Consider the following 22,713-nt stretch of genomic DNA (forward strand, 5'->3'; position numbering starts at 1 on the left):
GCACGTTACGGCCCGCCGGGGGGAGCCGCGTGTCAGGGCGTCGTGGCGCTCGCGTTCACCAGCCAGCGGACGCCGAAGCGGTCGGTGACCTGACCGAACGTGTCGCCCCACATCTGCTTCTCGAAGGGGACGTCGACGGTGCCGCCCTCGGCCAGGCCCCGGAAGTACCGCCCGAGCGTCTCGGGGTCGTCGCCGGAGATGGAGCAGGAGACCTTGCCGCCTCTCGTGTCCGGGTCCGCCCCGTCGGAGGCCATCAGCTCGAGGCCGGCGTCGCTGCGCAGGAAGGCGTGCATCACGCCGTCGTCCGGGTACTCGGGCCCGCCGCCGCCCATGTCGCCGAACGTCATGACCTCCAACGTCCCGCCGAGCACGGAGCGGTAGAACTCCAGCGCCGCGCGGGCGTCGCCGGAGAAGTGCAGGTAGGGGTTCAGCCGGATCGTCATGCTCGCTCCTCGGGGTGCCGGGACGGTCACGGTGCAGACGTCCGCGCGGCCGCGAACTCATCGGCCGCCCCCGGAGACGCCACCGGCCGGCGACCCCGAGGGGTCACCGGCCGATGGGCGGAGGACGTCAGGCCGCGGCCTTGGTCTCCCAGAAGATCTTGTCGATCTCGGCGATGTAGTCGAGCAGCTTCTGGCCCTCGGCGGGGTCCATGCTGCCCTTGCCACCGGCCGCGCCGGCCTGCTTGGTGGCCTTGTTGAACAGCTCGTGCAGCTGCGGGTACTTCTCGAAGTGCGGGGGCTTGAAGTAGTCGGTCCACAGCACCCACAGGTGGTGCTTGACGAGGTCCGACCGCTGCTCCTTGATCAGGATGGCGCGGGTGCGGAAGGCCGGGTCCTCGTTGGCCTGGTACTTCTCCTGGATGGCCTTGACGGACTCCGCCTCGATGCGGGCCTGGGCCGGGTCGTACACGCCGCAGGGGAGGTCGCAGTGCGCGGTGGCCTCCACGGCGGAGAACATGCGGGTGAGACGCATGGAGATGCCTCCGGAGATCGTGGGGTGGGTCGTCTGCGACCCTACTCGCGGTGACCGGTCTCGACAGTGGGGAGGAGCGGGTCCCCGCCCTGCTCACGCCCTGGGTGCTGGTCCGGGTGAGCGGCCCCTCGATGGGCCCGACGGTGCGCGACGGTGACCGCCTGCTCGCCCGCCGCGTCCGCCCCGGCGGCCCGGTCCGCACCGGCGACGTCGTCCTCGCGCGCTTCCCGGCCCGGCCGGAGCTGCTCGTCGTCAAGCGGGTCGTGCACCCGCTGCCCGGTGGGCACTGGGTGCAGGGGGACAACCCGTTCGTGACCGACGACAGCCGGGCGTTCGGGCCGGCGGTCGTCGTCGGCCGGGTCGTGGGCCGGCTGTGGCCGCGCCCGGGGCGGCTGGGGCCGCTCCCGGCGGGGAGCTAGCTGCCCGTGCCCCGCCGCTCGGCGTAGCGGGCGGCGCAGGACGCCATCGTGGGCAGCAGTCCCTGCTCCCGGGCCTCGGCGAGGGTGGGCGCCCCCTGGTCCTTGGCGGACAGCTCGAACTCGACGTCCGCCGGCCACGGGAGGTCCAGTGCCGGGTCGAGCGGGTGCACGCCGAACTCGCGGCCCGGGTCGTAGCCGCTGGAGACCAGGTAGGTGACCGAGCTGCCGTCGGCGAGCGCGACGAACGCGTGCCCCAGTCCCTCGGCCAGGTAGACCGCCCGGGGCTGCTCGCTGTCCAGCAGCACCGCGTCGGAGACGCCGAAGGTGGGGGAGTCGACCCGGACGTCCACGACGACGTCGAGGACGCGGCCGGCCGGGCAGTAGACGTACTTGGCCTGCCCGGGCGGGACGAGGGCGAAGTGGACGCCGCGCAGCACCCCGCGCGCCGAGACGCTGTGGTTGGCCTGGGCCAGCGGCAGGGCCGATCCCGCGACCTCGGCGAGCAGGTCGGCCCGGTACCACTCGGTGAACCGACCGCGGGCGTCGCCGTGCGACACCAGGTCGATCGCGTAGGCGTCGGGCACGGCGAGCTCTCGGATCTCCACGAGCGCACCGTAGCGAGCCGCCCATGTGCGGGCGATTACGCTGCCGTGTCCATGGACAGCATCGACCGCCCGCACGCCTCCGACCGCTTCGCCGACGACCCGGCGTTCGCGGTGCACGAGGGCGGCAAGCTGGTCGTACGGTCGACCCGCTCCATCGACTCCCTCGCCGACCTCGCCCTCACGTACACCCCCGGCGTGGCCCGGGTGAGCAGCGCGATCGCCCTGGAGCCGGAGCTGGCCCGCCGCTTCACCTGGGCGCCGCGGGTGGTCGCGGTCGTGTCCGACGGCACCGCGGTGCTCGGGCTGGGCGACATCGGCCCCGCCGCGGCCCTGCCGGTCATGGAGGGCAAGGCCTGCCTGTTCAGCGAGTTCGCCGGCCTCTCGGCGGTGCCGGTGGTGCTCGGCACCACCGACGTCGACGAGATCGTGGAGACCGTCGTGCGGATCGCGCCGTCCTTCGGCGGCATCAACCTCGAGGACATCAGCGCACCGCGCTGCTTCGAGGTCGAGGAGCGCCTGCGCGAGCGCCTGGACATCCCGGTCATGCACGACGACCAGCACGGGACGGCGATCGTCGTCCTCGCCGCCCTGCGCAACGCCGCGAAGGTCGTCGGGCGGGAGCTGGGCAGCCTCCGCGTCGTCGTGTCCGGTGCGGGCGCGGCGGGTGTGGCATGCACCAAGATCCTGCTGGAGTCCGGGGTCGGCGACATCGCCGTGGCCGACTCGCGCGGCGTCCTGCACACCGGCCGCGAGGACCTGACGCCCATCAAGCGCTGGGTCGCGGAGCACACCAACCGCAGCGGCTACGCCGGGACCATGGTGGGGGCGCTCGAGGGCGCCGACGTCTACCTGGGGCTGTCCGGCGGCTCGGTGCCGGAGTCGGCGATCGCGTCGATGGCGCCGAACTGCATCGTGTTCTCCCTCGCCAACCCCATCCCCGAGGTGGACCCGGAGATGGCCGCGCGGTACGCGGCGGTCGTGGCCACCGGCCGCAGCGGCGAGCCGAACCAGATCAACAACGTGCTGGCCTTCCCCGGGGTGTTCCGCGGCGCCATCGACGCCGGCGCCACGCGCATCACCGAGGAGATGAAGCTGGCCGCGGCCGCGGCGATCGCCGACGTCGTGGGCGAGGACCTGCGGCCCGACCACATCGTGCCCAGCCCGCTGGACCGCCGGGTCGCCGAGGCCGTCGCCGCCGCGGTCGCCGCCTGCGCCCGCGGGGAGTCGCCGCACCCCGTTCCCGCGCCGCTGGGCTGACCGCCCCGCGCGGGGAGTCGCCGCCGGGTGGGACCGCCGCGCGGTTACGTTGGCAGCCCGAGCCTCCGACGTCTGGACCCCCGCAGTGACCACCACGCGCCCCGACCTGCCGCTCGCGCAGCAGGACGAGGAGCAGGAGCCGCGACCGGCCGATCCGGCCCCCGGGGACCGGCGCTCCCGGGGCGGCCGGGTCCTCCGGCGGGTCGCCGGCCTGGTGGTGCTGCTGCTGGCCGCCGTCCCGGCGGTGCTCGGGACCATCGGGGTGCTGCACGACCGCGGCGAGCCCTACCTCCCGTTCGGGGACCAGGCGATCCTGGAGCTGAACGTCCGCGAGGTGGGGACCTCGGACGTCCTGCTCGGTGCCTACTCGCGGTTCGGCTGGTACCACCCGGGGCCGATGCTGGCCTATCTGCTGGCCGTTCCCTTCCACGCCATGGACGGGGCGCACGAGGCGCTCGCCGTCGGCGCGCTCGCCGTCGCCGGGATCAGCTCCGTCGGGGCGGTGTTCCTGGTCCGCCGTCGCCTCGGTCTGGTGGTGGCGCTGTGGGCGGTCGTCGTCCTGACCGTCACGGTGCGGCTGCTCGGCGACGGCTTCCTGCGGGACTCCTGGAACCCCTACCTGCCGGTGCTGCCGCTCCTGGCCGCCGCGCTGCTGTGCTGGACGGCGGTCCGCGGCGATGCCTGGGCGCTGCCGGTGGCCGTCGTCCCGATGACCCTGGCGGTGCAGTCCCACGTCGGCTACCTCCCGCCGGTCGGCGCCATGGGCGCGGTGCTCGCGGCCGGGCTGCTGGTCCGCGCGGGACAGGCGCGGGCCGGGTGGCGGAGCGGGGAACGCCCCCGGGACCGGCGATGGCTCCGGTGGCCGGTGGCCGTGCTCGCCGCGGTCGTCGTCGGCCTGCTGCTCTGGCTGCCGCCGATCGCGGAGCAGCTGACCACGACCCCGGGCAACCTCGGCCTGCTGGCCGACTACTTCCGCGAGGGCGGGACCGACGGCGAGCTCTCGCTCGCCCGGGCCCTGCACGCCGTCGCCGACCAGTTCGCGCTGGTGCCCACCTACGCGGCCGGAGACCAGCCGCCCACCCGTCTGCTGCTCCCCGCCGGCTGGCCGGTGTGGGCGATCGTCGTCGGCCTGGTCGCCTTCGTGGCGGCGCTCGCCAACGGGGTGCGCCGGCGCCGCGGGGACGTCGTGTGGCTCGGGGTGATGACGCTGGCGATCGGGGTCTCGGGCGTCGCCGCCATCGTCCGCCTGCAGGGTGCCCCCTTCGTCTACATCACCCGGTGGACCGTCGTCGTCGGCGTCCTCGCGTGGATCACCGTGGGAGCGAGCCTGCTCCCGGAACTCGTGGGGCTGGTCCGCCGCGTCGTCGGCGGCGCCCGCTCGCGAGTGGGCCCCGACGTGGTGGTCGCCGTGCCCCTCACAGCGCTGGCGACCGCGGCCGTCGTGGTCGCCGGGACCGCCGTCGCCCGCGCGGAGACGCCGATGACCGACACGACCGGCGACATCCCCCGGCTCGAGGAGGCCGTCCTCGCCGACCTCGAGCGCGCGGGGCTGGCCGGGCAGGACCCGGTCGTGCGGGTCGACTTCCCCGGGACGACCCGGCCGGGCGACATCATCGGCACCTTCTGGCCGGGCACCGGACTGGTGCTGGAACTGCTCCGGGACGGCGTCGACACCCAGGTCGCGGCGTTCTGGGTGGCGCCGTTCGGGACCCGCTACACCGACCGCGCCGACGACGCCGACTACGTGGTGACCCTTGCCTACTCCGACGGCAGCTCGCCGCCGCCGGCGGAGTGGCAGCGCGTCCTCGACGTCCAGGGCGAGCTCATGGTCTACGGCGGGGTGGCGCCGGCGCAGTGAGGCCGGCCGGTCCTACCGGGCGAGGATGTCGGCGATGAACGGGTCGACCGCGTCCCGGGCGCCGGTGTTGGCGTAGAGGAACCACAGCGCCGCCACGACGAACGCCGGTGCGAGCACCGCCTTCTCCAGGAACGCGCCGGTGTGCATGGGCGTGAGCATGAGCCGGCAGCGGTGCAGGATCCAGATCAGCGGCACCGGCACGCCCTGCCGGGTGATCATGTCGCCGGCGATGTGCACCAGGCACCCGACGCCGACCGCCCACGGCAGCCACATGGGTTGCGGCGTGTGGTCCAGCAGGAACCAGGCGCCGGCCCACGAGAGCACCAGGTTGCCGACGACGGTGTTCTCGATCCGGCCGGGGATCACGAAGTTCAGCGCGTGCAGCGCGAGTCCGATCGCCAGCGCCATGAACAGCAGGCTGGACCAGTAGTTCCGGGCGGCCAGCACCGCCAGGCCGCCGAAGGCCAGCGGGCCGAGAACGGCGTCGTGGGTGCCCCAGCGGTGCCCCTGGGCCAGGCGGCCGATGGCACCGGAGGGGACGTCGGTCAGCGGACCCCACATGTCCGAGACGGTCGAGCCGTGGGCGTCGAGGTCGGGGAGCATCGCGAACCCGCCGACGGCGGCGACCCACGCGACCTGGGCGACCGTTCCCTCGACGGGTGCCCACGGCAGCGTCGCCGCGCCGACGGCCAGGCCGGACAGGGCGTGGGAGTGACCGAGCACGCGCGCAGGGTGCCGCGCCGGCGGCCGCCGCAGGGGGAGGCGCGCGGAGGACTCAGGCGGACGGGGTCGCCGACGGGGCGGCGTCCGGGACGGCCGCGGTCAGGGCTCCGGCCGGCGGGGTCCGGCCGGCCAGGACCGTGCCGGCCAGCCAGGCCACGGTCACGGAGCCGAGCATGACCACCGCCATCGGCAGCAGCGTGCCCGCCTCGCCCAGTCCGGCCAGCGGGGAGACCGCGGCGGCGATCGCGAACTGGCCGGTGCCCAGCAGGGCCGACCCCGTGCCGGCGCTGCGCGCAGCGCCGGACATCGCCAGCGCCGTGGCGTTCGGGAAGACCAGGCCGGCGACGGCGACGACGAGGCAGAGCGTGGGCAGCACGACCGGCAGCCCGGCACCGGCCACCGCGGCCCCGACCAGCACCGCGGTGCCGGCGACCTGGACGCTGAGCCCGGTCACCAGCAGCAGCCGCGGCCCGGTCCGGCGGACCAGGAGCCGGGAGAGCTGCGCGGCCAGCATGATCCCGACGCCGTTCAGGGCGAAGACGAGGCTGAACTGCTGGGCGGACAGGCCGTAGCCGTCCTGCAGCGTGAACGACGACGTCGAGATGTAGGTGAAGAGCGCGCCGAAGCCGAACCCCTGGGTCAGGACGAACCCGAGGAAGCGGCGGTCGGTCAGCAGCTGCCGGGCGTTGGCCAGCGTGGTCCGCAGCCCGCCGGGCACCCGTCGCTCCGGCGGCAGGGACTCGGGCAGGGTCCGGAGCGTGGTGAGGAAGAGGACGAGCCCGATGAGCGAGAGCGCGACGAAGATGCCGCGCCACTCGGTGACCCGCAGGAGCTGTCCGCCGAGCACGGGGGCGAGGACCGGTGCAGCCGTGCTGACCGAGGCGAGCAGCGCGTACACCCGGGCGGCCTCGGTGCCGGACCAGATGTCCCGGACGACCGCCCGAGCCAGGACGATGCCCGACGCCCCGGCCATCCCCTCGAGCACCCGGATCACGACGAGCACCCACACGGCCGGGGCGAAGGCGCTCAGCAGCGTGCTGACGGTGTAGGCGGCGAGACCGAGCAGCAGCGGTCCGCGGCGGCCGAACCGGTCCGACAGTGGTCCGGCCACCAGTTGCCCCGCGGCGAGGCCGACCGCCGCGGCGGTGAGGGTCAGCTGGATCGCCGACTGGCCGCCGCCGAACTCGGCCTCGAGGTCGGGGAGGGCGGGCAGGTAGAGGTCGAGAGAGAGCGGCGCCATCGCCGACAGCGCGCCGAGGAGCAGGATCGGCGCCGAGCGGGGAGGGCTCACTCCTCGTCGTCGTCGGTACCGCCGCGCGCGAGCCAGGTGGCCAGCCGCTCGACGGGCACCTCGAACTCGGGGTGGGCGTCCACGAACGCCTGGAGCTGGTCGGCCAGCCAGGCGAGGGAGACCTGCTCCTCGCCGCGCCGGTCGACCAGCTCCTCCAGGCCGCGGTCGGTGAAGTACACGAGCGCCGTCCTCAGTCCGCGAAGGCCTGCGCGATCAGCTGGCGCTGCTCGACCTCGTGGACCTTCGCCGAGCCGACGGCCGGGCTCGCCGAGGCCCGGCGGCTGATCGGCCGCAGCGTCCGGCCGGCCGGCATGTTGGCGTACAGGTGCACGGCCATGAACTGCCAGGCGCCCATGTTGGCCGGCTCCTCCTGCACCCAGACGACGTCCGAGGCGTTCGGGTAGCGCTCGAGCTGCGCGAAGATCTGCTCGGTGGGCAGCGGGTAGAGCTGCTCGACCCGGACGACCGCGGTGTCGCCGCGCTTGCCGGAGTCGCGCTGGCTGAGCAGGTCGTAGGCGACCTTGCCGCTGCAGAGCAGCACCCGCCGGACGGCGTCGGCGTCGAGCTCGCGACCACCGGTACCGGGGTCGGGCAGGACCGGGCGGAAACCCTCGTCGGTGAACTCCGACACCGCGCTGACCGCCGCCTTGGAGCGCAGCAGCGACTTCGGCGTGAAGACGACCAGCGGACGGTGCACGTCCGACAGCGCCTGGCGCCGGAGCAGGTGGAAGTAGTTGCCGGGGGTGGTGCAGTTGGCGACCGTCATGTTGTTCTCGGCCGACAGCTGCAGGAACCGCTCGATCCGGCCGCTGGAGTGGTCGGGGCCCTGACCCTCGAGGCCGTGCGGCAGCAGCAGGACGACGCCCGAGCGCTGACCCCACTTCGCCTCGCCGGAGCTGATGAACTCGTCGATGACCATCTGCGCGCCGTCGACGAAGTCGCCGAACTGGGCCTCCCAGAGGACGAGCGCCTGGGGGTTGGCCACCGAGTACCCGTACTCGAAGCCGAGCGCGGCGTACTCGCTCAGCAGCGAGTCGTAGACGAAGAACTTGGCCTGGTCCCCGCCCAGGTGCAGCAGCGGCGTGTACTCCGCGGCGCTCTCCCGGTCGATGAGGACGGCGTGCCGCTGGACGAACGTGCCGCGGCGGGAGTCCTGGCCGGCCAGCCGGACCGGGATGCCCTGCAGGAGCAGCGACCCGAAGGCGAGCAGCTCGCCCATCGCCCAGTCGATCCCGCCCTCGCTGACCATCGCGGCACGACGCTCGAGCATCTTCTGCAGCTTCGGGTGCGGCGTGAAGTCGGGCGGGAACGAGACGTGCGCATCCCCGATGGCCTTGAGCACCTCGGTGGAGATCGCCGTCTCGACGGCGGACTCGTGCGCGCTGCGCGGGTCCATGACCGGCTCGGGCTTGGAGGTGTCCCGCGCGTCGTGGGTCTCGGCGAAGGCGCGCTCCAGCTGGCCGCGGTAGTCCTTCAGGGCCTCCTCGGCCTCGGCCAGCGTGATGTCGCCGCGGCCGATGAGCGCCTCGGTGTACAGCTTCCGGACCGACCTCTTGCGGTCGATGATGTCGTACATCAGCGGCTGGGTCATCGAGGGGTCGTCGCCCTCGTTGTGCCCGCGGCGGCGGTAGCAGACCAGGTCGATGACGACGTCCTTGCGGAACGCCTGCCGGTAGTCCACGGCCAGCCGGGCGACCCGCATGCAGGCCTCGGGGTCGTCGCCGTTCACGTGGAAGACCGGGGCGCCGATCATCCGCGCGACGTCGGTCGAGTAGAGGCTGGAGCGCGACTGCGCCGGGCTGGTGGTGAAGCCGACCTGGTTGTTGACGACGACGTGCACCGTGCCGCCGGTGCGGTAGCCGCGCAGCTGGGAGAGGTTGAGCGTCTCGGCGACCACGCCCTGGCCGGCGAACGCCGCGTCACCGTGCAGGAGCACGGGGAGGACGGTGAAGCCGCTCTCGCCCTTGTTCAGCAGGTCCTGCTTGGCGCGGACGATGCCCTCGAGGACGGGGTTGACCGTCTCCAGGTGCGAGGGGTTGCTGGCGAGGGAGACCGCGATCTCGGCGCCCTCGCGGAACGGGTTGCGGAAGGTGCCGGTGGCGCCGAGGTGGTACTTCACGTCGCCGGAACCCTGGACGGTGCCCGGGTCGATGTTGCCCTCGAACTCGCCGAAGATCTTCGAGTAGCTCTTGCCGAGCACGTTGGCCAGCACGTTGAGCCGGCCGCGGTGCGGCATGCCGATCGCGACCTCGTCGAGCTCGTAGTCGGTGGAGGCGACGAGCACCTCGTCGAGCACCGGGATGAGCGACTCGCCGCCCTCGAGGCTGAAGCGCTTCTGCCCGACGTACTTGGTCTGCAGGAAGGTCTCGAAGGCCTCGGCGGCGTTGAGCCGGCCCAGGACGTGCTTCTGCTTCTCCCGGTCGGGCTTCTCGGCCTTGAGCTCGACCCGCTTCTGGATCCACTCGCGCTCTTCTGGGTCGGTGATGTGCATGTACTCCACGCCGACCGTGCGGCAGTAGGAGTTGCGCAGCACGCCGAGGATGTCGCGCAGGGCCATCATCCGCTCGCCGGCGAACCCGCCGACGGGGAACTCGCGGTCGAGGTCCCACAGCGTCAGCCCGTGCTGGAGGATGTCCAGGTCGGGGTGGGTGCGGACCTTGAACTCCAGCGGGTCGGTGTCGGCCATGAGGTGGCCGTTGCGCCGGTAGGCCTCGATGACCTCGATGACCCGGGCTTCCTTGTCGATCTGCCCCTCGCGGCCGACGCGGACGTCGGGCATCCAGCGCACCGGCTCGTAGGGGATGCGCAGCGAGCGGAAGACGTCGTCGTAGAAGCCGTCCTCGCCCAGCAGCAGCGCGTGCAGCCGGCGCAGGAAGTCGCCGGACTCGGCGCCCTGGATGATCCGGTGGTCGTACGTCGAGGTGAGCGTGATGATCTTGGAGATGCCGAGGTCGGTCAGCGCCTCGGGGCTCATCCCCTGGAACTCGGCCGGGTACTCCATCGCGCCGACGCCGATGATCGCGCCCTGGCCGGCGGTCAGCCGCGGCACCGAGTGGTTGGTGCCGATCGTGCCCGGGTTGGTCAGGCTGATCGTGGTGCCGGAGAAGTCCTCGAGGGTCAGCTTGTTCTGCCGCGCGCGGCGGATGACGTCCTCGTAGGCGGCCCAGAACTGGGCGAAGTCCATCGCCTCGGCGCCCTTGATGGACGCGACGACGAGCGACCGGGAGCCGTCGGGCTTGGGCAGGTCGATCGCCAGACCGAAGTTGACGTGCTCGGGCTGGACGAGCATCGGCTTGCCGTCGATCTCGGCGAAGGCGTTGTTCATGTTCGGGAAGTCGTCCAGCGCCCGGACCAGCGCGTAGCCGATCAGGTGCGTGAAGGAGACCTTCCCGCCGCGGGCGCGGGCGAGGTGGTTGTTGACGACGATGCGGTTGTCGGCCAGGAGCTTGGCCGGCACCGCGCGCACGCTGGTGGCCGTGGGCACGGTCAGCGAGGCGTTCATGTTCTTGACGACGCTGGCGGCGGCGCCGCGCAGCGGCGAGCGCTTCGGGCCCTCGGTCGCGGGCGCCGCCGGCGCCGCCGGCTTGGGTGCCGGTGCGGCCTGGACCTGCTGGTCGGCGCGGTCGGCGGCCCGGTGCACGACGGTGGCCTCGGTCTTCGGCTCGATCCCGGCGCCGGCGACCGGTGCCGCAGCGGCACCGTTCTGGCGCGGCGCGGCGGGCGGGCCGCTCTTCTCGGCGCTCTGCTGGGCCTTCGCCGGACCCGGAGCCGGAGCCGACGGGGCAGGCGCGGCCGGTCGCTGAGCCGGGGCGGCCGGCGCCTGCTCGCGGTCGTTCCCGGGGGACACCGGGCTGCCGGGGCGGTAGTCGGCGAAGAACTCGTGCCACGCCTGGTCGACGCTGGAGGGATCGACGAGGTACTGCTGGTACATCTCCTCGACCAGCCACTCGTTGGTGCCGAAGCCGGCCACCGAGGAGGCGTGGGAGGAGGGGGTGGACGGCCGGGAGGGGCTCACGCTTGACACGGGGTCGAGTGCCTTCTTCGTCGTGGGTTGCACGTGTTCGGACCGGTGTCCGACTCTACGCCCGCCGGGTGCGGCGGACCGGCCGACGTGGGGGCCTGCGGTCCGGCGGGACAGGCGTGACCGGTGGTGTCCCCGCCGGGCGCCGGGCCGGCGGGGACACCTGCCTCAGACGACGTCGCGCCGGGAGGCGAGCAGGGTCCCCACGACCGCGGCCACCAGCCCGTAGGCCAGCAGCAGCAGCGCGCCCTGCCACGGCTCGAGCAGGTCCGGGGCCTCGAAGTCGGACGTGACGGCCTGGACCGCGCCACCGGGCAGCCACTTGTAGGCCCCGGAGATCGCGCCGATGGAGGACACGATCGGCTCGATGACGTTGAGGTAGACCAGCGCGCCGACGATCGCCCCCACCTGGTTGCGCACGAGCGCGCCGACGCCCACGCCGATGACGGTGAACACCACCAGGACCAGACCCGAGGCCGCCAGGGTCTGCAGGTTGTCCGCGTCCAGGGACGGCGCGTTCCCGCGGGCGCCGGCGTAGACCAGGACGACGGCGACGGTCACGGCCAGGACCACCAGCGCCATGGGGACGGCGACCGCCCCGTAGGCGAGCAGCTTGGCCGCGACGACCCGCCCCCGGCGGGGGGTGGTGAGGAAGGTCGGGGTCGCCGTCCGGTGCCGGTACTCCTGGGTCATCCCGATGATCCCGAGGATCAGCAGGAAGACGCTGGCGTTGGCCGCCACGGAGAACACGACCTCGGCGTACTCCGGGTCGTCGAGCGCCGGGATGCCGGGGCCGTCCTCGCCGTCCTGCCCGGCCAGGCCGGTGAAGAGGGCGGCGAAGCCGCCGGCCAGGGCGCAGGAGCCCAGCAGCAGCCCGATCCAGACACGGGTGGTGAAGAGCTTCGTCCACTCGGCGCGGACCAGTGCGGTCATCGGGCGCTCCCGGCGGGTGCGGCGGCGTACTGCTCGGTGCCGCTGGTGAGCTGGAAGTAGATCTGCTCGAGCCCACTGCTGCGGGCGGCGAGCTCGTGCAGCTCGATCCCGGCGGCGAAGGCGGCCGCCCCCACCTGGTCGGTGCTCGTCCCGGTGACGGTGAGCCGGGTCGGCTCCTCGAGGTCGACCGAGCGGCCCGGGGCCGCCAGCAGCGCGGCCAGGCGGGCGGCCTCGGGGCTGCGGACGACGACGCTGCCCGCTCCCTCCGAGCCGGCGCGGAGCTCGGCGATCGACCCCTCCCGGACGAGCCGGCCGGCGCCGACGATGACCACGCGGTCGACGGTCTGCTCGACCTCGGCGAGCAGGTGGCTGGAGACGAGGACGGTCCGCCCCTCCACGTGCGCGAGGTGGCGGAGGAACCCGCGCAGCCACTGGATGCCCTCGGGGTCCAGGCCGTTGGCCGGCTCGTCGAGCACGAGCACCGAGGGGTCGCCGAGCAGGGCGGTGGCCAGTGCCAGGCGCTGGCGCATGCCGAGGGAGTAGCCCCCGGCCCGCCGGTTGCCGGCGTCGGCGAGGCCGACCTGGTGCAGGACCTCGTCGGCGCGGGTGATGGGCAGCCCGGCGGCGCGGCAGTAGACGCGCAGGTGGTTGCGGCCGGACCGGGCGGGGTGGAACGCCGTCTCGAGCACGGCGCCCACGAGGCGGGTGGGCTCGGGCAGGTCCCGGTAGGGGCGGCCGTTGAAGGTGGCCGTGCCGGAGTCGGCGAGCAGCAGGCCGAGGGCCATCCGCAGCGTCGTCGTCTTGCCGGCGCCGTTGGGTCCCAGGAACCCGGTGACCGAGCCGGGCTCGACCGTGAAGCTCAGGTCGTCGACCGCGCGGACTCTGCCGAAGGTCTTGGTGAGGCCCGTGACCTCGACCCGCACGGGGTCGCGGCCGGCCGTGCTGGGGGTGGAGATGACGCCTCCTGGTGGGTCCGGGTCGCTGTCCGGACCATCCAACCGCACCGGCCGTCCCCGCCCGGGCCCATTCACCGAGCGTTCACCGTGTCCGACCTGGGCCGTCGTCGTTGAAGCCGGCAGCAGGGAGGTCGCCGGTCACCTACAGTCCGGCGACGACGCAGTCGAGAGATCGGGAGCGCAGGCACGTGAGCACCTATCGCACGGTGGTCGTCGGGACGGACGGCTCGGAGTCCTCGCTGCGCGCGGTCGAGCGCGCCGGCGCCCTGGCCGGTGCCTGCGGCGCCACGCTCGTCGTCGCGTGCGCGTACCTGCCGGCGGAGGCCGACGACCGGGAGCTCTCCCGGGCCCAGGACGTGCTGGGCGACGAGGCCTACCAGGTGATGGGCTCCTCGCCGGCGGAGGAGACGGTGCGCACGGCCACCGACCGGGCCACGTCGGCGGGTGCGGGCCAGGTGAAGCCGGTCGCGGTCGCGGGGTCGCCGGTCGAGGTGCTGCTGGACGTCGTCCGCCGCGAGCAGGCCGACCTGCTGGTGGTCGGCAACCGCGGGCTGAACGGCATCAAGGGCCGGCTGCTGGGCTCGGTGCCGGCCGATGCGACCCGCCGGTCGGGGTGCGACGTCCTCGTCGTCCACACCACCGGCTGAGCCGCGGGCGCTCCCGGCGATGGACGAGCCCGGCACGCAGGCGGGGACCCCGGACGACTCGGCGGCGCGCGACGCCCTCGAGCGGCTGCTGCTCGGCGGGCCCCGGCGGTGGACCCGCGGCGACGTCGCCCGGATGGCCGGCATGGCGCCGGAGCGCACGCAGCGGCTGTGGCGGGCGCTGGGGTTCCCCGACGCCGCCGACGACGACCGGGTCTTCACCGACGCCGACGTCCACGCGCTGAGCCTGGTGTCGTTGCTCGTCGACGAGGGCTTCGTCGACGAGCGGACCGAGGCCTCCATCGCCCGCGCGCTGGCCCAGGCGCTGTCCCGGCTGGCCGACTGGCAGGCCGACCTGCTGGCCGAGGTCCTGACCCGCGGCGGCGACGAGCCGGGGCAGCTGGACCCGGAGCGGGCGGTCGCGAGCACCCAGCGGGTGCTGCCGCTGCTGCGCGCGGTGCAGGACTACGTGTGGCGCCGGCACCTGGCCGCCAACGCCGAACGGCTGCTGGCCGGGCCGGGTGCCGCGGGGGACCGGCGGGAGCTGGCCGTCGGCTTCGCCGACCTGGTCGGCTACACCTCCCGCAGCCGCGGCATGGGCGGGCGGGAGCTGGGCGCGATGATCGAGGACTTCGAGTCGATCGCCGCCGAGGTGGTCGCCCGCCGGGCCGGCCGCGTGGTCAAGACCGTGGGCGACGGTGTCCTCTTCACCGCGACGACGGCGGTCGCCGCGACCCAGATCGCCCTGGACCTGCCCGAGGCCTGGGACGCCGAGGACCGCCCGCAGCTGCGGGTCGGGGCCGCGTACGGGCCGGTGCTGACCCACCTCGGCGACGTGTACTCACCGGTCGTCAACCTGGCCAGCCGGCTCACCTCGCTGGCGCGGCCGGGCACGGTGCTCGTCGACCGCGAGCTGGCGACGTTCCTGCGCGACCTGCCCGGATACCGCGTGCGGCCGCTGCGCCGGGTGTCGGTCCGCGGGTACGACCACCTGCAGCCGTGGCTGGTCCGCCGCCGGCCCGTGGGCGGCGGCGACGAGGACCACGGGGACGGGTACGGCCCCGACGACTACGGCTCCGAGGACGACGGCCACCGGGACGACGCAGAACCCGGTTGAACCGCCCTGGCAGGGTGGTGTCCCGTGAGTGCCACCCTCGTCGCCCGGGAGCTGGCCGCCGGTCACGGCGCCCGCGTGCTGTTCTCCGGCCTGGACCTGGTCGTCGCCCCCGGTGACGTCGTCGGGCTGGTCGGCGTCAACGGCGCCGGCAAGTCGACGCTGCTGCGGATCCTCGCCGGGGAGCTGCCGGCCGAGGGCGGGAGCATCGCGCTCAGCCCACCGCACGCGACGGTCGGCCACCTCCCGCAGGAGACCGAGCGGCGGCCGGGGGAGACCGTGGCCGGGCTGCTGGCCCGGCGGACCGGGGTGGCCGCCGCGCAGACGGCGATGGAGGCCGCGGCCGAGCGCCTGGCCGACGGTGCTCCCGGTGCCGACGACGCCTACGCCGAGGCGCTCGAACGCTGGCTGGCCCTCGGCGGTGCCGACCTCGACGAGCGGGCGGTCCAGGTCGTGGCCGAGGTGGCCCCCGGCGTGTCGGCGGAGGCGCTCACCTCCGGGCTGTCCGGTGGTCAGGCGGCCCGGGTGGGGCTGGCCGCGCTGCTGCTGTCCCGCTACGACGTCCTGCTGCTCGACGAGCCGACCAACGACCTGGACCTGGCCGGCCTCGACCAGCTGGAGCGGTTCGTGACCGGCAACCGCGGTGGCGTGGTCGTGGTGAGCCACGACCGCGAGTTCCTCGCGCGCACCGTGACCCGGGTCGTCGAGCTGGACCTCCCGCAGCAGCTGGTGCGGGTGCACGACGGGAGCTACGACAGCTACCTGGTCGAGCGGGAGGTCGCCCGACGGCACGCGCGCGAGGAGTACGACGAGTTCGCCGACACCAAGGCCGACCTCGAGGCGCGGGCGCGGATGCAGCGGAACTGGCTGGCCAAGGGCGTGCGGGACTCGATCAAGAAGAAGAAGGACCCCGACAAGCACGTCACCGCGCACGCCCGGTCGACCGCCGAGAAGCAGGGCGCGAAGGCCAAGCAGACCGAGCGGCGGATCGAGCGGCTGGAGGTGGTCGAGGAGCCGCGCAAGGAGTGGGAGCTGCGGATGGAGATCGCCGCCGCCCCGCGGGCCGGTGCGGTCGTCGCGACGCTGCGCGGTGCCGTCGTCCGCCGGGGGGACTTCGCGCTCGGCCCGGTGGACCTGCAGGTCGACTGGGGCGACCGGGTCGCGATCACCGGTCCGAACGGCTCGGGCAAGACGACGCTCCTGGCGGCGCTGCTGGGCCGCGTCCCGTTGGACGAGGGGAGCGGGTCGCTCGGGCCGGCGGTGCGCGTCGGGGAGATCGACCAGGCGCGCGGCCGGTTCCTCGGGCCGGAGCCGCTGCTGGACGTCTTCGGCGCCGAGGTGCCCGACTGGCCGACGGCCGAGGTACGCACGCTCCTGGCGAAGTTCGGGCTGGTCGCCGACCACGTGACCCGCCCGGCCGAGACGCTGTCGCCGGGGGAGCGCACCCGCGCCGGCCTGGCACTGCTCCAGGCACGCGGGGTGAACGTGCTGGTCCTCGACGAGCCGACCAACCACCTGGACCTGCCGGCCATCGAGCAGCTGGAGCAGGCGCTGGCCTCCTACCGGGGCACGCTGCTGCTGGTCACGCACGACCGCCGGATGCTGGCGGCGGTGGAGACCACGCGCCGGCTCGACGTGCTCGACGGGCGGGTCAGCGCGAGCTGAGGGCGGCGAGCGCGCGCCGCGCGCCCTCGGCCAGAGCCGCGGCGTCGCCGGCCGCGCCGGCCACCTCCGGCAGCAGGTGGAGCTCCACGACGGTGGAACCCGGGCCCGGCCGGCTGCGGACGGCGACCGGGCAGACCGCGGCACCGACCGCCGCGGCGGCCTCGAAGCCGGCGGTGGGGAGGCGGCCGTCGGCGCCGGGGCGGACGGTCACCGTCGTGCCGGCGCGCAGCGCCGCGGTGATGGCGTCGGCCGTCACCGGCAGGACGGGCAGCCGCAGCGCGCGGGCGGAGCGACCCGGCCGTCTCCCCGGCACGGCGACCGCGCCCGGGACGGCGGTGGCCAGCGCGAGGTGGGCGAGGTCGGAGCGGGAGTCGGCGACCACGAGGAGGCCCGGCGAACCGGGGCGGACGCGCGGCCAGGCGACCAGCGGCGCCTGGACGCGCACCCGGATCCCGAGGGCGGTCAGCAGCCGGGCGGCGCCGCAGACGGCGGCGCGACGGGAGGTGCCCGGCCGCAGTCCGGCGCCGGCCAGCACCGCGGCGGTGCGGACCCAGCGGAAGGAGGGGGCGGCGGGCTCGGGCGCGATCAGCATCGGGCTCACGGGGGCCACCCTCGTGCGCGGACGTGTCGGCTCGGTGACGCCCCGGCAGCGGCAGGCGGTCGGCTGTCGGACGTCCGCGCGCGGTCGGACCGGGAGGAACCGGAACAAGCCGTCCGCGTCGCCCGGGTTTCCGACCTCCGAGCACGGCTAGAGAGGCCCCAGCCCGAGGGGCGCCGGCTCAGCCCGTGGCCGGATCCCTCCTGACCGGCCAGAAGCGCCGGGATCGAGACGACGGACATGGATGCCAGCGAGCGCGTGACGTGGGAGGACTGCCCGACCTGCCGGCGGCCGGCCGCGGTGGGGTGGGTGGGCGGTCAGCCGACGGAGTTCGACTGTCCGGGCGGCTGCCGGCTGAGCGTGGCGCAGATCGACGTCTTCGCCGCCCGGCGGGCCCGGCCCGCCGTCGAGTGGCTGAGACGCCAGTAGCGCTACCCGGCCCGGTCGCCGAGCGCGTCCGCCAGCCCGATCGCGCTCATCCCGGCCCAGGTGTCGCCGACGTGGTGGGCCAGCACCATGAGGTCGCGCAACCGGCCGTCGCGGTCGCGCACGTGGTCGATCAGGACGGCCTCGCCGCGGAACCCCAGGCGGGTGAACAGCGCCAGCGCGGCGCCCTGCTCGGCCACCACCTCGACCACGAGCTTCGTGAGCCCGGCCGACACCGACTGGACGAGGGCGTGCCGCGCCAGGTCCCGGCCGAGCCCCGACCCGCGGGCGCCGGGTGCCACGACCAGGCGCAGCCGGCCGACGTGGTCCGACCAGCCGGGCAGCGGGCGGACGGCGACGTAGCCGGTCACCACCGGGTCGCCGGACCCGTCCGCCACCGCGACCCAGCGGGAGCCGCCGCCCTCTCCGCGCGCCCACGACCGGACGACGCCGGGGTCGGTGACCTCCTCCTCGATGAAGGTGAGGTCCTCTTCGGGCAGGGTGCGGAAGAACTGCAGCAGCGCCTCGGCGTGCTCGGGGCGCAGGTCGGTCACCGGCATGTCAGGCCTCCGCGGCGGCGGGTCGGACGGAGGGCGCGGGGGAGACCTCGTCGCTGCGCCGCTCGAGGAAACTGATGATCGTCGGCACCGTCGTCCGCGCCGCCGTCCGCCCGACCACCAGGCCCATGTGCCCGGCCGGCAGCCGGAGCTCGTGCCTGTCCGGGGAGCCGACGAGGTCGATCAGCGGTGCCGTCGCGTCCGGCGGCACGATGTGGTCGCGCTCGGCCAGCACCGTCAGGAACGGCACCCGGACGTCGCTCAGGTGGACGCGGTCGCCGGCGATCGCCAGCCGGTCGGTGAGCATCCCGTTGGCGCGGACGAGCATGTCCACCGTCTCCCGCGCGGCGGCGCCGGGGAACGGCACGTGGTCGTCGGACCAGCCGGTCATGGCCTGGTAGGCGTTCACGTACTCGTCGCTCCAGAGCCGCTCCCACAGCGTCACGTAGCGCGTGACCTCGGCGGTCGGCGTCAGCGACTTGAAGCCCTGCAGGACCACGCGGGGCGGCACGTTGCCGTCCACGTCGACCACCTGGTCCACCTCCAGGCCGCCGACGCGGAAGATGTCGGCCAGCGGGCCCATGTGCCGGAAGTCGACCGGCGTCGCGAGCACCGACAGGCTGCGCAGCGGGGCGTCCGGGTGGTGCGCGGCGTACAGCAGTGCGAGGTCGCCGCCGAAGCAGTAGCCGAACAGGTTGACCTCGCCGCAGCCGGAGATCTCCAGCACCCGGTCGACGGCGGCCGGGATGTAGTCGTCGACGTAGTCCTCGAGGCGGTTCTGCGCGTCCCGCTCGTCCGGCTCGCCCCAGTCGAGCATGTACACGTCGAAGCCCGCGGTGAGCAGCTGCTCGACGAAGCTGTTGCCCGGCTGCAGGTCGAGGATGTAGCTGCGGCTGACCATGCTGAACACGATCAGCAGCGGCGGGGAGTGGCGGACGCCGCCGTGGGCGTCCAGGTCGTTGCGGTAGTGCCACAGCTGGCTGCGGCCGCGCTGCCAGACGACGTCCTTGGCCGTGCAGCCCACGCCGGGGCGGTCGACGCCGGCGACCAGCTTGATCCCGTTACGCGCGCGGAGGGCGTTGCGCTCGACGTCGCGGCGGACCCGGTCGAGCACCGTCTGTGGCGTCGGCAGCGTGGGCATCGTCGGTCTCCGTTCCCGCGGCGCCGGCCCGGCGTCGCTCGGTCTCCAGCTGGAGGTTCAGCCGCCGGACCTCGCGGTCGAGGGCGCCCAGCTGGGCGCGCAGCCGGGCGACGTCGCTGCCGGCCGGCAGGTTGACCAGGTGCCAGGCCCGCGCGGTGGCGCCCTGGACGGTGTCGCGGGCCAGCAGCTGTGTCCGCCGGAGCAGGGTGACGCCGCGGGCGAACCCGGGCGTGCGGGTCAGCCGGTCGGCGTGCGGCGTGACGCGGTGCTCCACCGCGTCGAACGCCTGGCGCCACAGCGGGGCCTCGCTCACGGACGGGCCTCCTCGGGCACCTCGACCGCGCGGCGCAGGATCTTGCCGGTCGGGCCCTTGGGCAGGGCGTCGACCAGCCAGAGGTACCGGGGGTACTTGTAGGCCGCGACCCGTTCCTTGACCCAGGCCTTGAGCTCGTCGACCTCCGCCGAGGCACCCGGCTTGAGGGCCACCGCGGCGGCGACCTCCTCGCCGAGGTCGGGATGGGCGACGCCGACGCACGCGGCCTCGGCGACCGCGGGGTGCTCGTAGAGCGCCTCCTCGATCTCCCGCGGGTACACGTTGTAGCCGCCGCGGATGATCATCTCCTTCTTGCGGTCGACGATGGCGTAGTAGCCGTCGGCGTCGCGCCGGGCGAGGTCGCCACTGCGGAACCAGCCGTCGGGGATCGCCTTCGCCGTCTCCTCCGGGCGCTGCCAGTAGCCGCGCATGACGTTCTCGCCGCGGATGGCGATCTCGCCGACCTCGCCCTCGGGGACGTCGCGGCCCTCGTCGTCCACCAGCCGCATCTCGACCCCGCGGATCGGCGTGCCGATCGTGCCGGGCTTGCGCTCGGCGTGCGGGTGGTTGAAGGAGGCGACCGGCGAGGTCTCCGACAGCCCGTAGCCCTCCAGCACGATGCAGCCGAACGCCTCCTCGAAGCCGCGCATGACCTCCACCGGCATCGCCGAGCCGCCGGAGACGCACAACCGCAGGCTCGAGACGTCGTACCGGCTCGCGTCGGGCTGGTGCAGCATCGCGGCGAACATCGTGGGCACGCCCTGGAAGACCGTGACGTGGTCCCGCTCGACGATCTCCAGCGCCCGGGCGCCGTCGAAGCGCGGCAGCAGGGTGAGACAGGCCCCGGCGAGGACGCCGGCGTTCAGCGAGCAGGTCAGCCCGAAGACGTGGAACAGCGGGAGGCAGCCCATGATCACGTCCTCGGGACTGCCCTCGAGCAGCGTCTCCTGCGTCGTCCGGGCGTTGCCGCGCAGGTTCGCGTGGGTCAGTTGGGCGCCCTTCGGCTGCCCGGTGGTCCCGGAGGTGTAGAGGATCACCGCGTCGTCCTCGTCGGCACGGTCGGCCACCTCGGCGTCCGGGGTCGCGGCGCCCAGCGCCGAGCCGGGGTCGACCGGGCCGACGGCCACCGCCTCGACGCCGACCGTGCCGGCCGCCTCGGTCGCGGCGTCGGCGACGGAGTCGAGGGCGACGACGAGCCGGGCGCCGGAGTCGCGGAGGTAGTACTCGACCTCGCGCGCCTTGAGCAGGGGGTTCATCGGGACGACGGCGGCCCCGGCCATCAGGGCGCCGTAGAAGACGACGGGGAAGCTGACGACGTTGGGGAGGACCAGGCCCACCCGGTCGCCGGGCTGCACGCCGCGGTCCCGCAGGCCGGCGGCCACCCCCGCGGCGGCGTCGCGGAACTGCGCGTAGGTGAGGACGGTGTCGTCCATCCTCAGTGCCGTCCGGTCGCCGTGGCCGGCCGCGGTGTCGACGAGGTGCTGGGCGAGATTGGTCATCGTGGGTCCCCCTCGGGCGTCGGCGGGGGACTACCCGGAGCCGGATGTGCTCTACCCCACATCCGCGCGCCGTCCGGGGTGGCACGCTCCTCCCGCGGAGGACAGGCTCGGCACCGACGACCCGACCGACGACAGGAGCGCACGCGTGGCCGACAGGCAGATCCTCGACATGTTCCAGCTCGACGGGAAGGTGGCGATCGTGACCGGGGCGTCGTCCGGTCTCGGCGTCGTCTTCGCCCAGGCGCTGGCCCAGGCCGGGGCGGACGTGGCCCTCGCCGCGCGGCGCGAGGACAAGCTGGCCGCCACCCGTCAGGCGGTCGAGGCGGCCGGGCGGCGGGCGATCACGGTGCGCACCGACGTCGCCCGGACCGAGGACTGCCAGGCGCTGGTCGACGCCACGATGGCGGAGTTCGGCCGGGTCGATGTCCTGGTCAACAACGCCGGTATCGGCACCGCCGCGCCGGCCACCCGCGAGGCCCCTGAGCACTTTCGGCAGGTCATCGACGTCAACCTCAACGGCTGCTACTGGATGGCGCAGGCCTGCGGGCGGGTCATGCAGCCGGGCAGCTCGATCGTGAACATCTCCAGCGTGCTCGGGCTGACCACCGCGGGGCTGCCGCAGGCCGCCTACGCCGCCAGCAAGGCCGGGCTGATCGGGCTGACCCGCGACCTCGCCCAACAGTGGACCGGCCGCAAGGGCATCCGCGTCAACGCCCTCGCCCCCGGCTTCTTCGCCTCCGAGATGACCGACCAGTACCCGGAGGGCTACCTCGACCAGCAGATGGGCCGGGTCCTGGCCGGGCGGCCCGGGGACCCGATGGAGCTGGCCGCGGCGCTGGTCTTCCTGGTCAGCGACGCCGGCGGCTACGTGACCGGGACGACGATCCCGGTCGAGGGCGGCATGCTGACCAGTTGAGCCGGCGGCCGGGGCGCCCTAGCCTGCCGCGGGTGCGCGCCGAACTCGACGAGCGGTTCCCGGGGGACGCCCTCGACCCCGGCGTGTGGTTCCCGTACTACCTGCCGCACTGGAGCTCGCGGGCCGGCTCGGCGGCGACCTGGCAGGTGCGCGACGGGGAGCTGCACCTGACGATCCCGGCCGACCAGCCGACGTGGTGTCCCGACCTGCACGAGGAGCCGCTGCGGGTCTCCTGCCTGCAGACGGGGAGCCTCGCCGGACCGCTCGGGAGCCCGCGTGGCCAGCAGCCCTTCACCGAGGGGCTCGTCGTCCGCGAGGAGCAGCCGGACTTCCGCGGCTACACACCCACGTACGGGCACGTCGCGGTGACGATGCGCGCCACCGTGACCGCCCGGTCGATGGTCGCGTTCTGGCTCTCGGGGATCGAGGACGAGCCCGAGCACTCCGGCGAGATCTGCGTCGCGGAGGTCTTCGGGGACACGGTGTCCGACGGGACGGCGGCGGTCGGGATGGGCCTGCACCGCTTCCGCGACCCCCGCCTCGGCGAGGACTTCGCCGCGGAGCGGCTGGCCCTCGACGTGAGCCGGGACCACACGTACGCCGTCGACTGGGCGCCGGGCTCGCTGGTCTTCCGCGTCGACGGGGAGGTCGTCCGGCGGGTGGACCAGGCCCCCGACTACCCGGCGCAGCTGATGCTCGGGGTCTTCGACTTCCCGTCCCGGGCACCGGCCGGGGAGACCGGGACCCCGGTACCCGAGCTGGTCGTCTCCTCGGTGGTGGGCCGGCCACTGCCCGGCTGACC

At 74.3% G+C, this 22,713-nt stretch carries 23 protein-coding genes; 9 read left to right on the plus strand and 14 right to left on the minus strand.

All coding sequences use genetic code 11. The features are described from left to right. Positions 1-32: 32 nt before the first annotated feature. Together N555_RS0117240 and sodN are read right to left on the minus strand one after the other, a co-directional pair. Positions 33-443, minus strand: a complete 411-nt coding sequence (locus N555_RS0117240) for a VOC family protein (protein ID WP_029432744.1) — start codon at positions 441-443, stop codon at positions 33-35. 127 nt (positions 444-570) lie between these two features. Beyond that, the gene (sodN, locus tag N555_RS0117245; RefSeq protein WP_029432745.1) at positions 571-975 is read right to left on the minus strand and encodes a superoxide dismutase, Ni; all 405 of its coding nucleotides are present in this window, start codon (positions 973-975) and stop codon (positions 571-573) included. Between the two features lie 50 nt (positions 976-1,025). Between sodN and N555_RS0117250 the strand changes: the two genes are divergently transcribed. After that, positions 1,026-1,394, plus strand: a complete 369-nt coding sequence (locus N555_RS0117250; RefSeq protein WP_034511233.1) for a S26 family signal peptidase — start codon at positions 1,026-1,028, stop codon at positions 1,392-1,394. Here N555_RS0117250 and N555_RS0117255 read toward each other — a convergent pair. Then, a complete protein-coding gene (locus N555_RS0117255) occupies positions 1,391-1,999 on the minus strand; it encodes a dTDP-4-dehydrorhamnose 3,5-epimerase family protein (protein WP_029432747.1) in 609 nt (202 codons plus the stop codon). The two genes, N555_RS0117250 and N555_RS0117255, sit on opposite strands and share 4 nt — an antisense overlap. Before the next feature lie 51 nt (positions 2,000-2,050). Between N555_RS0117255 and N555_RS0117260 the strand changes: the two genes are divergently transcribed. Beyond that, positions 2,051-3,256 (plus strand): NAD(P)-dependent malic enzyme, encoded by a 1,206-nt coding sequence (locus N555_RS0117260; RefSeq protein ID WP_029432748.1) that lies wholly within the window; start codon positions 2,051-2,053, stop codon positions 3,254-3,256. Positions 3,257-3,341: 85 nt separating this feature from the next. After that, positions 3,342-5,114 (plus strand): hypothetical protein, encoded by a 1,773-nt coding sequence (locus N555_RS0117265; RefSeq protein ID WP_029432749.1) that lies wholly within the window; start codon positions 3,342-3,344, stop codon positions 5,112-5,114. Between the two features lie 12 nt (positions 5,115-5,126). Here the strand turns inward: N555_RS0117265 and N555_RS0117270 are convergent, their stop codons facing one another. The 6 genes from N555_RS0117270 to N555_RS0117295 form a co-directional block, all read right to left on the minus strand. After that, the gene (locus N555_RS0117270; protein ID WP_029432750.1) at positions 5,127-5,837 is read right to left on the minus strand and encodes a metal-dependent hydrolase; all 711 of its coding nucleotides are present in this window, start codon (positions 5,835-5,837) and stop codon (positions 5,127-5,129) included. 52 nt (positions 5,838-5,889) lie between these two features. Next, positions 5,890-7,128 (minus strand): multidrug effflux MFS transporter, encoded by a 1,239-nt coding sequence (locus N555_RS0117275; RefSeq protein WP_197029056.1) that lies wholly within the window; start codon positions 7,126-7,128, stop codon positions 5,890-5,892. Then, on the minus strand, positions 7,125-7,307 hold the full coding sequence (locus tag N555_RS0117280; protein ID WP_029432752.1) for a DUF6104 family protein: 183 nt from the start codon (positions 7,305-7,307) through the stop codon (positions 7,125-7,127). Before N555_RS0117280 ends, N555_RS0117275 begins: the two co-directional genes overlap by 4 nt. An 11-nt stretch (positions 7,308-7,318) precedes the next feature. After that, positions 7,319-11,152, minus strand: a complete 3,834-nt coding sequence (locus N555_RS0117285; protein WP_081866311.1) for a multifunctional oxoglutarate decarboxylase/oxoglutarate dehydrogenase thiamine pyrophosphate-binding subunit/dihydrolipoyllysine-residue succinyltransferase subunit — start codon at positions 11,150-11,152, stop codon at positions 7,319-7,321. A 165-nt stretch (positions 11,153-11,317) separates the two neighbouring features. After that, positions 11,318-12,082: an ABC transporter permease gene (locus tag N555_RS0117290; protein ID WP_029432754.1), complete on the minus strand. Its 765-nt coding sequence runs from the start codon at positions 12,080-12,082 to the stop codon at positions 11,318-11,320. After that, positions 12,079-13,086, minus strand: coding sequence for an ABC transporter ATP-binding protein (locus tag N555_RS0117295; RefSeq protein ID WP_369794033.1), 1,008 nt, complete (start codon positions 13,084-13,086; stop codon positions 12,079-12,081). Before N555_RS0117295 ends, N555_RS0117290 begins: the two co-directional genes overlap by 4 nt. 140 nt (positions 13,087-13,226) lie before the next feature. Here N555_RS0117295 and N555_RS0117300 point away from each other — a divergent pair, with 140 nt between their 5' ends. From N555_RS0117300 to N555_RS0117310, 3 genes are read left to right on the plus strand one after another with little or no spacing between them, the layout of a single operon-like run. After that, a complete protein-coding gene (locus tag N555_RS0117300) occupies positions 13,227-13,685 on the plus strand; it encodes a universal stress protein (RefSeq protein ID WP_029432756.1) in 459 nt (152 codons plus the stop codon). 19 nt (positions 13,686-13,704) lie between these two features. Next, positions 13,705-14,799 carry an adenylate/guanylate cyclase domain-containing protein gene (locus tag N555_RS0117305; RefSeq protein WP_034511237.1) on the plus strand — a complete coding sequence of 365 codons (1,095 nt, stop codon included), beginning with the start codon at positions 13,705-13,707 and terminating at the stop codon, positions 14,797-14,799. A 24-nt stretch (positions 14,800-14,823) separates the two neighbouring features. Next, positions 14,824-16,461, plus strand: coding sequence for an ABC-F family ATP-binding cassette domain-containing protein (locus N555_RS0117310; protein ID WP_029432758.1), 1,638 nt, complete (start codon positions 14,824-14,826; stop codon positions 16,459-16,461). Here the strand turns inward: N555_RS0117310 and N555_RS0117315 are convergent. Continuing rightward, a complete protein-coding gene (locus tag N555_RS0117315; RefSeq protein WP_029432759.1) occupies positions 16,448-17,062 on the minus strand; it encodes a hypothetical protein in 615 nt (204 codons plus the stop codon). The two genes, N555_RS0117310 and N555_RS0117315, sit on opposite strands and share 14 nt — an antisense overlap. 237 nt (positions 17,063-17,299) lie before the next feature. On the opposite strand from N555_RS0117315, the gene N555_RS0117320 reads away from it, so the two are divergent. Further along, positions 17,300-17,488: a hypothetical protein gene (locus N555_RS0117320; protein WP_029432760.1), complete on the plus strand. Its 189-nt coding sequence runs from the start codon at positions 17,300-17,302 to the stop codon at positions 17,486-17,488. Positions 17,489-17,490: 2 nt separating this feature from the next. On the opposite strand, the gene N555_RS0117325 is transcribed toward N555_RS0117320, so the two are convergent. The 4 genes from N555_RS0117325 to N555_RS0117340 are packed head-to-tail and all read right to left on the minus strand — an operon-like array spanning position 17,491 to position 20,995. Continuing rightward, entirely contained in the window at positions 17,491-18,045 is a 555-nt protein-coding gene (locus N555_RS0117325) for a GNAT family N-acetyltransferase (RefSeq protein ID WP_029432761.1), read from the minus strand. Position 18,046: 1 nt separating this feature from the next. Beyond that, the gene (locus N555_RS0117330; RefSeq protein ID WP_051684186.1) at positions 18,047-19,183 is read right to left on the minus strand and encodes an alpha/beta fold hydrolase; all 1,137 of its coding nucleotides are present in this window, start codon (positions 19,181-19,183) and stop codon (positions 18,047-18,049) included. Next, positions 19,104-19,496: a hypothetical protein gene (locus N555_RS0117335; protein WP_029432763.1), complete on the minus strand. Its 393-nt coding sequence runs from the start codon at positions 19,494-19,496 to the stop codon at positions 19,104-19,106. Before N555_RS0117335 ends, N555_RS0117330 begins: the two co-directional genes overlap by 80 nt. Next, complete coding sequence (locus N555_RS0117340; protein ID WP_029432764.1) at positions 19,493-20,995, minus strand: long-chain-fatty-acid--CoA ligase; 1,503 nt, start codon at positions 20,993-20,995, stop codon at positions 19,493-19,495. The genes N555_RS0117335 and N555_RS0117340 overlap by 4 nt, the downstream gene beginning before the upstream one ends. A 145-nt stretch (positions 20,996-21,140) precedes the next feature. On the opposite strand from N555_RS0117340, the gene N555_RS0117345 reads away from it, so the two are divergent. Together N555_RS0117345 and N555_RS0117350 are read left to right on the plus strand one after the other, a co-directional pair. Next, positions 21,141-21,911 (plus strand): SDR family NAD(P)-dependent oxidoreductase, encoded by a 771-nt coding sequence (locus tag N555_RS0117345; RefSeq protein ID WP_231502952.1) that lies wholly within the window; start codon positions 21,141-21,143, stop codon positions 21,909-21,911. Between the two features lie 32 nt (positions 21,912-21,943). Further along, positions 21,944-22,711 carry a glycoside hydrolase family 16 protein gene (locus N555_RS0117350; RefSeq protein ID WP_231502953.1) on the plus strand — a complete coding sequence of 256 codons (768 nt, stop codon included), beginning with the start codon at positions 21,944-21,946 and terminating at the stop codon, positions 22,709-22,711. Positions 22,712-22,713 lie beyond the last annotated feature (2 nt).

Origin of the sequence: Blastococcus sp. URHD0036 (assembly GCF_000701365.1) — a bacterium.
Lineage (GTDB): Bacteria > Actinomycetota > Actinomycetes > Mycobacteriales > Geodermatophilaceae > Trujillonella.